The sequence below is a fragment of the Roseateles terrae genome (genome assembly GCF_014192155.1).
Classification (GTDB): Bacteria; Pseudomonadota; Gammaproteobacteria; order Burkholderiales; family Burkholderiaceae_C; genus Roseateles; species Roseateles terrae.
This window is the reverse complement of sequence record NZ_JACHXO010000004.1, coordinates 75,080-88,079: the sequence shown is the minus strand read 5'-3', so window position 1 is coordinate 88,079 and position 13,000 is coordinate 75,080. Positions and strand designations below refer to the sequence as shown.

Annotated in this window: 14 protein-coding genes; 9 read left to right on the top strand and 5 right to left on the bottom strand. The window is 64.4% G+C overall.

Annotated features, from left to right (window positions below; genetic code table 11):
• Positions 1-15: 15 nt before the first annotated feature.
• Positions 16-765, bottom strand: a complete 750-nt coding sequence (locus FHS28_RS12315; RefSeq protein ID WP_088450845.1) for an HAD family hydrolase — start codon at positions 763-765, stop codon at positions 16-18.
• Between the two features lie 75 nt (positions 766-840).
• Here FHS28_RS12315 and FHS28_RS12310 point away from each other — a divergent pair, with 75 nt between their 5' ends.
• The 4 genes from FHS28_RS12310 to FHS28_RS12295 all read left to right on the top strand — a co-directional run bounded on the left by FHS28_RS12310 (position 841) and on the right by FHS28_RS12295 (position 6,280).
• Complete coding sequence (locus FHS28_RS12310; RefSeq protein ID WP_088450843.1) at positions 841-1,458, top strand: hypothetical protein; 618 nt, start codon at positions 841-843, stop codon at positions 1,456-1,458.
• A gap of 82 nt (positions 1,459-1,540) precedes the next feature.
• A complete protein-coding gene (locus tag FHS28_RS12305; RefSeq protein ID WP_088450841.1) occupies positions 1,541-1,870 on the top strand; it encodes a hypothetical protein in 330 nt (109 codons plus the stop codon).
• Positions 1,871-2,252: 382 nt separating this feature from the next.
• Positions 2,253-4,154 (top strand): methyl-accepting chemotaxis protein, encoded by a 1,902-nt coding sequence (locus FHS28_RS12300; protein ID WP_310736777.1) that lies wholly within the window; start codon positions 2,253-2,255, stop codon positions 4,152-4,154.
• A gap of 161 nt (positions 4,155-4,315) precedes the next feature.
• Complete coding sequence (locus FHS28_RS12295) at positions 4,316-6,280, top strand: oleate hydratase (protein ID WP_088450839.1); 1,965 nt, start codon at positions 4,316-4,318, stop codon at positions 6,278-6,280.
• 24 nt (positions 6,281-6,304) lie between these two features.
• On the opposite strand, the gene FHS28_RS12290 is transcribed toward FHS28_RS12295, so the two are convergent.
• On the bottom strand, positions 6,305-7,132 hold the full coding sequence (locus FHS28_RS12290) for a hypothetical protein (RefSeq protein ID WP_184294704.1): 828 nt from the start codon (positions 7,130-7,132) through the stop codon (positions 6,305-6,307).
• Positions 7,133-7,358: 226 nt separating this feature from the next.
• Here FHS28_RS12290 and FHS28_RS24445 point away from each other — a divergent pair, with 226 nt between their 5' ends.
• Entirely contained in the window at positions 7,359-7,484 is a 126-nt protein-coding gene (locus FHS28_RS24445; RefSeq protein WP_259373062.1) for a hypothetical protein, read from the top strand.
• A gap of 112 nt (positions 7,485-7,596) precedes the next feature.
• Here the strand turns inward: FHS28_RS24445 and FHS28_RS12285 are convergent, their stop codons facing one another.
• On the bottom strand, positions 7,597-8,298 hold the full coding sequence (locus FHS28_RS12285; RefSeq protein ID WP_184294701.1) for a hypothetical protein: 702 nt from the start codon (positions 8,296-8,298) through the stop codon (positions 7,597-7,599).
• 167 nt (positions 8,299-8,465) lie between these two features.
• Between FHS28_RS12285 and FHS28_RS12280 the strand changes: the two genes are divergently transcribed.
• Entirely contained in the window at positions 8,466-8,864 is a 399-nt protein-coding gene (locus FHS28_RS12280) for a hypothetical protein (RefSeq protein WP_184294698.1), read from the top strand.
• Positions 8,865-8,959: 95 nt separating this feature from the next.
• Here FHS28_RS12280 and FHS28_RS12275 read toward each other — a convergent pair whose 3' ends face one another.
• Together FHS28_RS12275 and FHS28_RS12270 are read right to left on the bottom strand one after the other, a co-directional pair.
• Positions 8,960-9,646 (bottom strand): UCP032817 domain-containing protein, encoded by a 687-nt coding sequence (locus FHS28_RS12275; RefSeq protein WP_088450831.1) that lies wholly within the window; start codon positions 9,644-9,646, stop codon positions 8,960-8,962.
• A 342-nt stretch (positions 9,647-9,988) separates the two neighbouring features.
• Positions 9,989-10,333 (bottom strand): zinc ribbon domain-containing protein YjdM, encoded by a 345-nt coding sequence (locus FHS28_RS12270; protein ID WP_088450829.1) that lies wholly within the window; start codon positions 10,331-10,333, stop codon positions 9,989-9,991.
• A 185-nt stretch (positions 10,334-10,518) separates the two neighbouring features.
• Between FHS28_RS12270 and FHS28_RS12265 the strand changes: the two genes are divergently transcribed.
• The 3 genes from FHS28_RS12265 (at position 10,519) to FHS28_RS12255 (ending at position 12,707) form a co-directional block, all read left to right on the top strand.
• Positions 10,519-11,061 carry a GNAT family N-acetyltransferase gene (locus FHS28_RS12265; RefSeq protein WP_088450827.1) on the top strand — a complete coding sequence of 181 codons (543 nt, stop codon included), beginning with the start codon at positions 10,519-10,521 and terminating at the stop codon, positions 11,059-11,061.
• Positions 11,062-11,221: 160 nt separating this feature from the next.
• A complete protein-coding gene (locus tag FHS28_RS12260) occupies positions 11,222-12,211 on the top strand; it encodes a M15 family metallopeptidase (RefSeq protein ID WP_184294694.1) in 990 nt (329 codons plus the stop codon).
• Between the two features lie 34 nt (positions 12,212-12,245).
• On the top strand, positions 12,246-12,707 hold the full coding sequence (locus tag FHS28_RS12255; protein ID WP_184294692.1) for a hypothetical protein: 462 nt from the start codon (positions 12,246-12,248) through the stop codon (positions 12,705-12,707).
• Positions 12,708-13,000 lie beyond the last annotated feature (293 nt).

Genomic DNA, 13,000 nt, shown 5'->3' with positions numbered 1-13,000 from the left:
CAGCCGATCAGCCGATCAGCCGCCGATCTGCTCACACAGCTGCCGCAGATCCGTGATCCGCAGGTGCGGGACGTCTGCGCCGGTGCTGCTGTCATGTGCAGGCCCAAGCCCATGTCCCGGGGCCCAGCCCGGCGCGATCCCCAGGGCTTCCGGCGACCGGACCACCCAGGCGGCATGCCCGCCGGCCGCAACCGCGCCGACGACATCCAGGTGCCAGTCGTCCCCCACATGCAGGACCTCGGACGGATGCACCCCCGCCAGCGACGCTGCCGCGTGAAAGGCTTGGGGTTCCGGTTTGGCCACGCCCAGCACCGCCGCACTGATTGCACCCTTGAAGAATCGCCCGATGCCCGCCTTGTGGATGCACGCATTGCCGTTGGTCAGCGCCACCAGGGGCAGCCGCTCACTGAGCTGGCCCAGCGCTTCTTCCACTTCGGGAAACAGGTCCACCCGCTGCCGCTCGGCAAAGAACACCTCGAACGCCGACTCCGCCAGGGCAGGGTCTTCCTGGCAATCTTCCAGCATCGCCCGAATCGACGCCCGCCGCAGCCCGCTCAGATCCGCCCGCAATTCCGGATGCCGCTCCTGCGCGCGGGCACGGTAGGTCATCAGCGCGGCCGGATCCGCCAGCACCGTCTGGGTGGCGGGGGCATGCGTCTGGAGCCAGGCCAGCAAGGCTGCTTCGGCCCGGACGAGGCAGGGTCGGAAGGGCCAGAGGGTGTCGTCCAGGTCCAGGGAGATGGCACGAATACGGTTGAACTGCATGCCGCATTCTGAGTCATCCCGCCGCTGCTCCGGGACGGCCCGGCGTCGATAATGGGTTCACAACGGAGGCATTGCATGAAAGACACCGTCCACCCGCAACAGATCACCGCGTTCTGGTCCTGGCTCAAGGCCCATCAGGAAGAGCTGGATGCGCTGGAGTCGCCCGAGCATCCGTTCTGGGACGAATTGCTGGAGCATCTCAAGCTGGTGGATGACGGACTGTGGTTTGAGGTGTCCATGCCGGGCGACGCTGAGCGGGAGCTGGTCATCACCGCCGAGGGCGACTGGGAGCTGTTCCCGCTGGTGGAGGCGATGGTCTCGGTGGCGCCGGACCTGGACGGCTGGGAGGTGATCGCCCTCAAGCCGGCAATGGGGTTTGAATTTGGCATTCAGTACGAGGGCCTGGAGCTGGATCCCCGCGCGATGTGGTTTCAGCCCCTGATTGATGAAGACGCACCGGAAGTGCTGGGGCTTCGTGTGGCCATGCCTGGCTTTGACGAGGAACAGGAACAGTCCTTTGCCAACGGATTGCTGGTGATCCTGGACACCGCGCTGGGCGAGAAGTCCGCTGCGAGTGATGTGGACGTGATTGAAGTCTGCGAGCTGCCTGAGGATCCGCAGGAGGAAGGATTCCTGCCGCTGCCGGAGTTGACCAGCTACGTGGAATGGCGTCGAAACAAGACCACGCATTGAGTCGCGCGGCCGGGATTTCCGAAGCCCGGACTGCGTAGTTCCGCGATGGCAGCCGGGCGCTCACCCACATAGAGTGGCCCGCATGAGCATTCAGCCGAATCAAACAACCGCCGCAGCCGCCGGCGTGTGGGCCGCCGTGGGCGGTATGGCCTTCGAGCACTGGCACGCGTCACAGACGTCGTTGTCCTCCCTGAGCTCCAACCTGCTGTGGGGCGGGTTCATGCTGGTCTTCGTGCTGCTGCCGCTCTTCTTCTTTGTGATCGGCAGGCAGCCGCCGTTCGGCCGTGACTGGATCCGTGACCCGGCGGAGCGTGCGCGTTACTTCCTCGGTGTGAAACGGATGCTGGTGTGGCTGGTGTCGGCTGGACTGGTGGCCGGGGCCTGGACGCTGATCCACCGCGCCATGGAATGACGTTGCAAGCGGATGCGGTGACCCGGGTGCGCCCGGCGGTGTCGAGTCCGACCTACGCTCCAGCATTCAAATGATAAAAATGGCGGACTGCCCGACCGGCCGTTGCCGCCCCGGATCACCGGGGTTTATGCCAATGGGGTCGAATGCAACGCTGCCAAAAATGCGCTCAAAGCCGCCAAATCTGGACGATTTTGTCATTGTGTTTGGTAGCGTAACCATCATTTGTATCGAAATAGTATGACACTTCGCTCCCGTGATGATTTGTCGCGGGAGCGAAGCAATGGAAATGGACGGAAGCCTGACCACGAGCTTGATGGGACACAACGACCCGACACGCGGAGGAAGTCGCTTCTTCGCGCATCACGGCCCGTGGGCGCTTGGGGTGCGCTTGTTCCGCCAATTGCACTTCGGTGCAAAGGCGTGGCTCATCACCTTGGCCTTCCTGGTGCCGCTGATGTTGTTGTGCGGGGCCTACTACCGCACCAGCCAACTCACCATCGACTTCGCCCGCAGTGAATTGGTGGGCGTCGACGTGGTGCAGTCGCTGGAGCCGTGGCTGATTGCAGCGCAGAAGCAGCGTCGACTGGTCATGTCCGGCATGGCGCCGCGCGTGGACCTTTCCGCGGTGGAAGACGCCGCGCAGGCGTTCCGAAAGCTGTCCAAGACGCTGCCGGCCTCGATCAACCTGCATGAAGGCGTCGCCGCAGTAGAAGCCGCTCATGCGGCGCTCGTGCAGGGCGGCGTGGACGCCGGGAGCCCGGACCTTGAGTCCCGCATGCAGCGGCTGGTCACCGAACTGGTCGCGCTGCGTGATCTCACGCTGGACACCTCCGGCCTGACGCTGGACCCGGATCAGGACACCTACTACCTGATGACCCTCTCGGGACCGCTGATCTCCGATGTGATCGAAGACATTTCTCGCTCCAGCGCCATCAGTGGCAGCCTTCAGGGGACGGCCAGCCTGGCCACCCCGGCGGCGATTCGACAGCTGTATGGCTACTGGTTCCATGGCAGTGATGCCCTTGGTGACGTGCGCAATGCCGTCCGCCACGCGGGCCAGTTCAATGCCCAGGTGCGTGAGCGGCTGGACGCGGAGCGTGCCGGTCAGGCCGCGGATGCCTTCTTTGCTGCGGCGCAGCGGCGCTGGTTTGGAGACGAATTCAAGGCTGATGTGGAAGGCCTGAATTCGGTGGGGCAGACCGCGGTGGATGAACTGCGGGCCCTGTCCGGCCGCAGCAACGTCTTGCTGAAGGATCTGCTGGAGCAGCGCGTCGCCAGCACGCAAAACGCCCGCCAGTGGATTCTGGCGGTCACGGCGCTGTGCCTCCTGGTGGCCGCCTATCTGTTCTTTTCGTTTTACCTCGTGATGCGCGGCGGACTGCGGGAAGTCGGCCGTCACCTGGAAGCCATGACAGCGGGTGACCTGACCACACGGCCGTCGCCCTGGGGGCGGGATGAGGCCGCGCAATTGATGCTGCTGCTGGCCACCATGCAGGACAGCCTGCGGGCGATGGTGGTGCAGGTGCGGGAATCGTCGCTGGGCATGGTGTCGGCCAGCTCGGAAATCGCTGCGGCATCGTCAGACCTTTCCGCACGCACCGAACAGGCGGCCGCCAATCTTGAGGAATCGTCGTCGGCCATGGAACAGATCGGCGCCAATGTCCGGTCGACAGCCGACAGCACGGACGAAGCCACCCGAATGGCCGGCAGCAATGCCAGCCTGGCCGCCAACGGCGGCACCATCATGGCGGAGCTGGCTGAGACGATGAAAGCCATCGACGATTCCGCCCATCGCATCGGCGACATCACCGCAATGATCGACAGCATTGCTTTCCAGACCAACATCCTGGCGCTCAATGCCGCTGTGGAAGCGGCGCGGGCGGGCGAGCAGGGCCGTGGCTTTGCCGTGGTCGCGACGGAAGTGCGGACCCTGGCCGGGCGCAGTGCGGAAGCGGCCCGCGAGATCAAGACCCTGATCAACACCAGCATGGACACCGTTCGCCGCGGCTCCACGGTGACGCAGGAGGCGCGTCAGGCGATTGGCAGCATCGTGGACGGCGCAGGCCATATGGACCGGCTGCTGCGGGATGTCGCTGCGGGAACCCGGGCCCAGACGGATGGCATCAGCCAGGTGGGCGCCGCCATTCAGGACCTGGACCAGGCCACTCAGCAAAATGCCGCCATGGTGGAGCAGACCGCGGCCGCCGCCGCTTCGATGCGAGACCAGGCGCAGCAGCTCGCGGCGCAGGTGGAAAAGTTCCGCCTGCCGGCCACGACCCGCTGACGGCGCGCCACGGTCACAGCGCCATGCCGGTGTCCCGCCGGCTCTCTCACGGGCGCGCTGGCTGACAAACATCAAAGGAGAGGCGGAGGTCGATCGATACATTGGTCGTCATCCGCCGACCTGCTACGGTGCAGGTTCCGGCATTGCAGAAAGGCCGCTCCATGACGACACCGTCCCTTCCTCGCCAGAACACCATTCAGGTCGAGGCCGACGCTACCCAGGGTTTCTGGCACAAGGGCCCGCAGGACACCCTGCCCCCGCCCGACATGCTCGGCCCCTATTCGCGTCACCGCCCGTTGGTGACGCCGATACCCGGGCGCAAGGCCTGGATCATCGGCAGCGGCATTGCCGGGATGGCAGCCGCTTTTTATCTGATCCGTGATGGCGGCATGAAGGGGGAAGACATCACCCTGCTGGATACGCTGGACATTGCCGGTGGATCGCTGGACGGCAGCGGCAACGCCGAGCAGGGTTATCTGATTCGCGGCGGTCGCGAAATGAACTGGAACTACGACAACTTCTGGGACCTGTTCCAGGACGTTCAGGCGCTGGAGCTGCCGCCGGGCTACAGCGTGCTGGATGAATACCGTCTGGTGAATGACCAGGACCCGAACTGGTCCAAGGCCCGCCTGATGCATCGCCAGGGCGAGATCCGGGACTTCTCCACCCTGGGCCTGAGCCGCTCGCATCAGCTGGAGATTCTCAAGCTGCTCCTCAAGCGCAAGGAAGACCTGGACGACATCACCATTGAGGACTACTTCAGCAGCAGCTTCCTGGAGACCAATTTCTGGTTCCTGTGGCGCTCGATGTTTGCCTTCGAGAACTGGCAGAGCCTGCTGGAGGTGAAGCTTTACATGCATCGCTTCCTGGATGCGATTGACGGGCTGACGGACATGTCGGCGCTGGTGTTTCCCAAGTACAACCAGTACGACAGTTTTGTGGTGCCGCTGATGCGGCATCTGCAGGCGCACGGCGTGAAGGTGCAATGGGCCACCCGGGCCTATGACCTGGATCTGGCAGAAGAGGGCGATCGCAAGACGGTCACTGGCATCCGCTGCAAAGTGAAGGGACAAGACCAGCGCATCGATGTGGCGCCGGGCGATGTGGTGTTTGCGCTGACCGGATCCATGACCGAGGGCACGGCCTATGGCGACATGGATCACGCGCCGGTGCTCCAGCGAGGCAATGAAGAGCCCGGCGAGGACAGCGACTGGCAGCTGTGGAAGAACCTCTCATTGAAGTCGCCTGTGTTTGGCAAGCCGAAGAAGTTTTACGGCAATGCGGCGGGGTCGATGTGGGAATCGGCGACGCTGACCTGTCGGCCATCGCCGCTGGTCGAGCGTCTGAAGACCTTGGCGGTCAACGATCCGTATTCGGGCAAGACGGTGACGGGCGGCATCATCACCTTCACCGATTCCAACTGGGTGCTGAGCTTTACTTGCAACCGCCAGCCGCATTTCCCGGACCAGCCCAAGGATGTGCTGGTGCTGTGGGTGTATGCGCTGCTGATGGACAAGGACGGCAACCACGTCAAGAAGCCGATGCCGCAATGCACTGGGCGCGAGGTGCTGGCTGAGCTGTGCTTCCATCTGGGCATTGAAGACCAGCTGGATCACGTGGCGTCACAGACGCAGGTGAGGCTTTCGCTGATGCCCTACATCACTGCGCAATTCATGCCTCGCGCTGCCGGTGACCGTCCGCATGTGGTGCCGCAGGGCTGCACCAACCTCGCGCTGATGGGGCAGTTTGTGGAGACCAGCAACGACATCATCTTCACCATGGAGGCGTCGGTACGCACCGCCCGCGTTGGCGTTTACACCCTGCTGGGCATCCCCAAGCAGGTGCCGGATATCAGCCCGACGCAATACGACATCCGCAACATCCTCAAGGGGGCGCGCGCCCTCAACAACAATGAACCCTTCCCCGGAGAGCGCCTGCTGCATCGATGGCTGGGGAAGAGCTATTTCGCCCACATCCTGCCGCCGCTGCCGGACCCGGACGAGTCCTGGAAGGAACGCGCGGAGACGGAGCTAGCAGCTCTGCTGGGCAAGGGCAGTCAAGCCTTGGGCGTTGCGGCACAGTGGCTGGATCGGGCGCGGGAAGGGTTCCAGCGCAAAGGGCGCTGAGCGATCAACGCGATCGCGGCATGGTCACGGCCGACGGACGGCTGGCGATGCCGATGGCGCTGACGCCGACACCGACGCTGCGGCTGCGAGCCGCTGCCTTGTCCGCTTATAGGCAGCCACATCGCCGCCGTTCATGACGTCGATATCGAACGCCACCACGCGCTGTGCGTCCGCACAATGGACCGCCGTGTCCGTCAAGCCTGCCATGCGCCAGTCTTCCATGTCATGGCGAAGCTGTTTCAGCTCGCGCAGCGTGGCAGGAAGCTGCTGCGCGGGAATGCCCAATTGCTGCGCTCGAGTCGTCAGCATGATCCGCCCATTCAAGAAAGGTTCCTGACGAAGCGCCGCCAGCGCCAGCGAGCTGCATTCGGCCTTTGGGGTGGCCTGTTCCGGCGTTTCGCGGGCGCAGGCCCGGGTCAATGCGGAAGCCGATGAATACGGATTGATGGTGAGAGTCATGCTGAGCACCGGCAGTAGCATGTCCGGCGGGAACCCCGGCAGTTCGGTTGCGCGTTTGAGGAGGCGGCCGTCCAGCACTGTGGTCTGGGGAGACTGGATGGCGCGTTGTGCGGCCAGCAGGGCCGATGCGGGGTCGGTGCGGGTGGCTGCGACCGCCCACCAGGCGCTCGCGTCGGACGGGTTCAATTGGGCCCAGTGCTCCGGCTGCAAAGACTGGCAGGCGGAGACAGGCGGTCTTGAGCCGCAGACGCGGAGTGCCAGTCCATAGATCACGGGATCCTGTGTGACATGGGCCATTCGTACGACTGCGTCGGTATCCTGCTTCAAAACGGCACCGGTCAATCGGCCCAGTTCATCTGGCGCGGCATCGAGCCGCGCCGCCAGGGCCAGCAAGTGCGCATTGAGTTGCTGCGCGCTTTGACGCTCGCGCTCCGGTTCCGGCAGTCGTTGTTCATCGGCGCTCTGCCAACTGCAGTCGGTCTGCGTTTGTGCGTGTGCCTGCGACGCGTCGGCCAGGCGGGACGCTTCAGCGACGATGGCCCAGGGATCCTGGCTCAGCGGCAAGTTAAGGCGAACGGCAGGGGCTGACGACGCGGCAGCGTCGGACGTTGCGGGCGCAATGTCCGCAGGCGCCGAACGCCACGGCCCCAGCAGCAGCCAGGTGGCCAGCGCGAAGACCAGCACGGGCAATGCCCACAACCAACGCGACACACGAACCATTGCGATGCCGGAGGCGACCCACTGAAGTTGCAAAGAACTTCAGTATGGCATTGCGGCTCTTCTGCGCCACTGCGACTTTGGTCCCCGAACCTGGCGGTGTCCAAAGTAGCCGTCCGCATTGCGGTGCTGGCGTTGCCTCATTGCGCTGGCTTCGCGTATCGCGTGGCCGTCCATTCCGACGAAACGCCGGTGATCTTGTGATCCTTGTAGCCCAGTTCCCGCATGGCCATTCGGATTTGGGCATCGGGCAAGGCCGCGTCGGGGCCTTTGCGATGCACCAGCCAGACGCCGCGGCAAGGCATGGACGCGTGCTGGGCAACGACGGCTTCCAGGTCGCTCATGCCATGCAGCATGGCAATCAACACATCGGCACGGCTGAAGTCGTCGGTGGTCGCGCCTTTGAGGGCCTGGGCCAATGATGCATCGGTGATCGGTCCGAGAACGGCAGCCCGTGCGTGTGAGCCAATGCCGAGCTTGGCGGCCAACGGGGGCGGTGGGGTCTGAATCTTCTTCAGCCACTTGTGCGCCAACTCGTCGCCCAGATGCAGGGCGACGGTGTCGCCGTCCTTCGATTCAAACGTCAATGCGCCGCGATCCACACGGGGCGCGGCCATGTACGCAATCAGGAATCGACGGCGCAAGGGGCCGCGAAGGACCAGTTCCTGGGATTCAAGCAAAGCCAGGACGGTTTGCCGTTCTGTTCCAAGCTCACAGAGCACCTGCGCTTCATAGCCCATGGGTACCTCCCTTGAGACGCCTGGGCGTGGACCACGCACGGCGTTTTCACCAGTGTAGGAAGAGGAATGGGCCAGTTTCAACCGATAAATCAGTGCATTCACGTACGAAAAGGCCAGAGTGTGGTCCGGCGCACGGAATGGCGACTATCGGCGATCTTGCGGCTGGTAACACCCTCTATCGGGAGGGGCCGTAGACTGTGCTCATGCATCCAGCTCTCCGACTTCTCAGCGCATGCGTCCTGACTGCGGCCTTCGTGCCGGCCTGGAGCATGAGCTGCTTCCGGCAGCCGCTACCGTCGATGGTGGCCGAATACGACCATATCTTTGTGGCCCAGGTGAAGTCCGCCACTTTGCTGGACGACAAACGAGGGATCGAGGCCACCTTTGAGGTGGAGACGGTGCTCAAGGGCAATCCGCAGGAAGTCTCCCGAATCCGCTCGCCGTTCAACGACCAGAACTACAAAGCCGAGGGCCCGAAGATCGCGCTCATTCAGCCGGACCTGGCTCCGGGTATGCATCTGCTAGTGTTTGCCAAGGGGCGTGGCCCTGCGGAATTCAGCGGCTGCTCGCCGACGACGCGTGTGCAGCAGCAGGACGATGGGCAGATTGCAGCGGTACGACAGTTGCTGAAGGGCTCGGCGTCGACGTCGAATTCGAACGCTCAGTGATGGTGCAGGGGGCGTCTGCGCTGGGGTCCAAACCGCGGCGGGCATAGAGTTCATCGTGGAGGCGTCACCGGACTGCAGAGGCTGAGGGCCTGGGCTCAACTGCCGCACCCACTGCCACAGCTGCTTCCACAGCTACTGCCACAGCTGCTGCCGCATCCGGCGTCGCCGTCACATCCTCCACCGCTGAAGCCGGTGCCGCAACCGCTGCCACAACTGCTGCCGCCGCCTCCGTCGCCGCCACCGTCCCGTGCCTCGGCGCGCTTGGCCGACACGCCCGCTTCGGCGGCGCCGATCAGCCCGAAGCCGAACAGGCGGGACGCAGCCAGCTCGTCATGGCGCCAACGGTGGGGATGCGCTTGCCCCTCGCTGTCCAGATCCCGGTGCAGCACCCGTCCACGCGGACCCCGCGTGTAAGCCCAGCCTTCCGGAGTGCGCAGCAGGCCGTCCAAGCGGAACAGCAAGGGCAGGCGGCCGCGGACCGGTGAGCGCCGCTCCAGCCGGCAGGTCCGCACGAGGCAGCGGGCCAGGGCCTCGCGGGTGTCCTTGTCTGGACCGTGTTCATGATGAGGGATGACCCGCCCCCACCGGATGCGTTGCCACTTGGCAAGGCCTTCGGGGTCCAGCTCCAGCCAGAGGTGCCAGACCAGGTCGGCCGCGCGGGACGGCAAGGCGCAGGGACGGTCGCCACTGGCCGCGCTGGCTCGAAAGAACTGCACCAGCGCATGACAGGAGAGTTCCCAACCTTCGGTGCCCGGTTGCCAGCCCGGATGTTCAAGCGCCATCCGGTCCAGCCAGGCCGCTTGAAGAGGAGCCGGGAAGGGCGGTTCAGGTCGCGGAGCGATCTGCGGCGCCAGGCTGAGGCCTGTGATCCATCGCAGTCGTGCCTCGTGAGATCGCCGGTGATGGGCCCAGCGAATCCGGCGCAAGCGCCGGAGGCATCGAGAAAGAACGTCGTTGCGTTCGGGACGGCGGTTGTGGGTCTCTGGGGACCTGCCGCTCTTGTTCTGAGGGTGGTTTCGGATGTTTGTCTCTTCTTGTTGTTTTGGTGATCCGGAGTATGTGTCGGGTCAATGACAGTTGTGTGACAGGGGCGCCGAGCAACGGGCCGCAGACGCCCGACTGCATCACAGCTTCTTCACAAACTCCGACTTCAGCCCCATGGCGCCGATGCCATCGATCTTGCAGTCGATGTCGTGATCGCCGTCGGTCAGGCGGATGTTTTTGACCTTGGTGCCAACCTTCACGACCAGAGACGAGCCTTTGATCTTCAGGTCTTTGATCACGGTGACGGTGTCGCCATCGGCGAGCACGTTGCCCACTGCGTCGCGGATGACGCGCACGTCTTCAGTAGGCGCCTCGGCGGCGACTGTGGCGGACCACTCGTGGCCGCACTCCGGGCAGACGAGCTGAGCGCCGTCCTCGTAGGTGTAGGCCGACTGGCATTGGGGGCAGGGGGGCAAGGTGGACATGAAAGAGATGAGCGGAAGCGGGGCGTCACGAGGACGCGATGGCGCATTTTCGCGTGGCGGGGCCCACGGAGCGTGGAGACTTGCGCCGAGGCAGGTTGCAGGGTTCAATCGTTTGGTGAATATTTGATGGAACCCTGGATGACTGACACCCTCGCGATCCTTTCGATGAACCTGGGACGCGCGCAATGACAGCGCCTGCCAGCATTCATCTCATCACCGAGCGGGACGTTGAAGATCTGCGCCGGTTTGAGCTTGCCAACCGCCAGTTCTTCGAGTCCCGCATCAATGCGCGTCCCCCGGCGTATTACGAAGACGGGGGCGTCGAGGTCGCAGTGGCCGAGGCGTTACGGGACGCCGAGCAGGACCGGGGCTACCAATACCTGATTCGCGATGGGGCCGGGCGCCTGGTGGGGCGGGTCAATCTGAGCCATGTCCGTCGGCAGCACTTTCATTCGTGTGAACTGGGATATCGCATTGGCGAGGCAGACAACGGCAAGGGTTACGCCAGCCAGGCCGTCAAGCTCGTGCTCGCGCAGGCGCTGGGGCCGCTAAGGCTGATGCGGGTGGAGGCGCGCGCTCGCGCCGACAACGCCGGCTCGGTCCGGGTGTTGCAACGCAACGGATTCGTCCAGTTTGGCCGGTCCTTTCGCAGCTTCGAGATTGGCGGAGCGTGGTTTGACGTGCTGTGCTTCGAGGCCCATGCGGAAAGGGCGGGTTTGACTGCCTGAGCCCGCGCCGCGGCGCCCTGATGCCCAAATACAACGGTCGATCGCCGGCGGACAGGGCGGCACCGGGACCCAGGCCAGGGGGGCACCTGACTTTCGTCACCACCGCCATCGCGGATGCCGCCGGAGAATTCGCCATCACATTCAAGTTGCGGGTGGTTTTGTGCAAGTTCACCTTACTGGAGCCGTCGGCGTCGCTGCCGCCAATCGTCAATCCGATGTGGTCGCCATCCAGCGCCTGCTGGTGACGCGCCGTTTGTACCCGGGGCAGATCGATGGGCGTTGCGGGCCTTTGACCGTCAACGGCATTCTGAAGTTCCAGAGCGGCTTCATGGGCAAGCCGGACGGCCGCGTGGATCCGAACGGTCAGACGCTGCGTCGCCTGACGGCCTCGGCGGCGTCCACGGCTTCCACGGCTTCCGCTGGCGCGGCGCGTCACCCAGCCGCAAGCGCTGCCACCCGTCCGGCCGCGCCGGCGCACGCTGCCGCTTCTGCTGCACGCCCGGCCGCCTCGACGCCCGTGGCCGCTGCCGCTCCAGCGCAGCCGACGGTGCAGCAGCCAGCCGTGGTCGCCCAGGCCGCCGGCACCAACACTGCTGCCAGCAAGGCATTGCTGTCGTCCTATGTCGCCGTTCCGGAACGGCATCTGATGAATCCCGGTCTGCAGGCGGTCTCCTCGTCGTTCATGGTGCAGACCCTGGGCAATCCGCGCGAGACGTATTCGCAGGATTGCCAGCCGCTGACCAACCAGAAGCTCAAGCGCCATATCGTGGTGGCACGGTCGGTGGGCCCGTTCAAGGTCACCGGGCTGGATGTTGCGGTGGAGAGTCTGCAAAAGGTGATGGACGACATCCGGGTTGAGCAGCCGCTTGTCTATGAATCCCTCAGCACGGCCGGCATGTTGTGCTGCCGCAATATCCGGGGGAGCAGCCGTTCCATCTCCAACCATTCCTGGGGGACGGCCATCGACCTGAAGCTGAACAATCGGCTGGATGTGCGCGGTGACAATCAGGTGCAGATGGGGCTGACGCTCATTGCACCGATCTTCAACCGCCATGGATGGTATTGGGGTGCTGCGTTCCGCACGGAAGATGCGATGCACTTCGAGGCGGGCAAGCAACTGATCCAGCAATGGGCGCCTCGCCTGACGTGATGCCATACTGCAGGCAAAAGGAACCGTGTTCATCATGCTGAAGTCTGATGTTTTTCTTCGCACTGTCATCGTGGCCGCGGCCCTTGCGACCACGAGCGTGGCCTCCTGGGCGGGTTGCCGTGTGGCGACGGCGCCCGAAGGCTGGGCCGCTTCTTCGATGCGTTGGGACGGCGATTGCACCGGTGACACCGCCAATGGCCTTGGCGTGCTGAAAGAGCAGGACGGCGCGACGGTCAAGCGCATGTTCTTCGGCCGCGTCGTCAAGGGCGAGCTGACGCTCGGCGTGCTGGACGAGCCTGGCCAAGGGTTTGGCGCTGGCGAGTTTCGTGGCGGGAAGCTGATCGACACGGATGACCGTAGCCTGATCATCAAGTCGTTCGAAGACGCGGCCAAAGCCGCGGCCGCAGCGGCGGACCGCTTTGAGCGTGCGGGGAACAAGGCGTCTGCCAAGTTCTATCGGGACAAGGCGAAGCAGCTGCGTGAGCAGATGGACTGACGCCCCGGGTGGGGTCTGCTGGGCTGGGAAGTGAATTGAAGCCAGCTGCCCTCGTTGGCGTTACTTCTGCGCTGGCCATCTTGGCTGGCTGCGCTGCGCCGTCACAGCCACAACTGCGGCCACAGCCACAGCAGACGCCGGCATCGACGCGATCTGCATGCGTCCCAAGTGCGGACGATTTACAAGCTGCCTTGACTCCCGCGACCCTGAGGGCGTGACGGATCTCCCCATTTCGGGTGTGCGACCTGGCATTTACAGGCCAGCAATCGTCCATACAATCCGCCCGCCCCGGG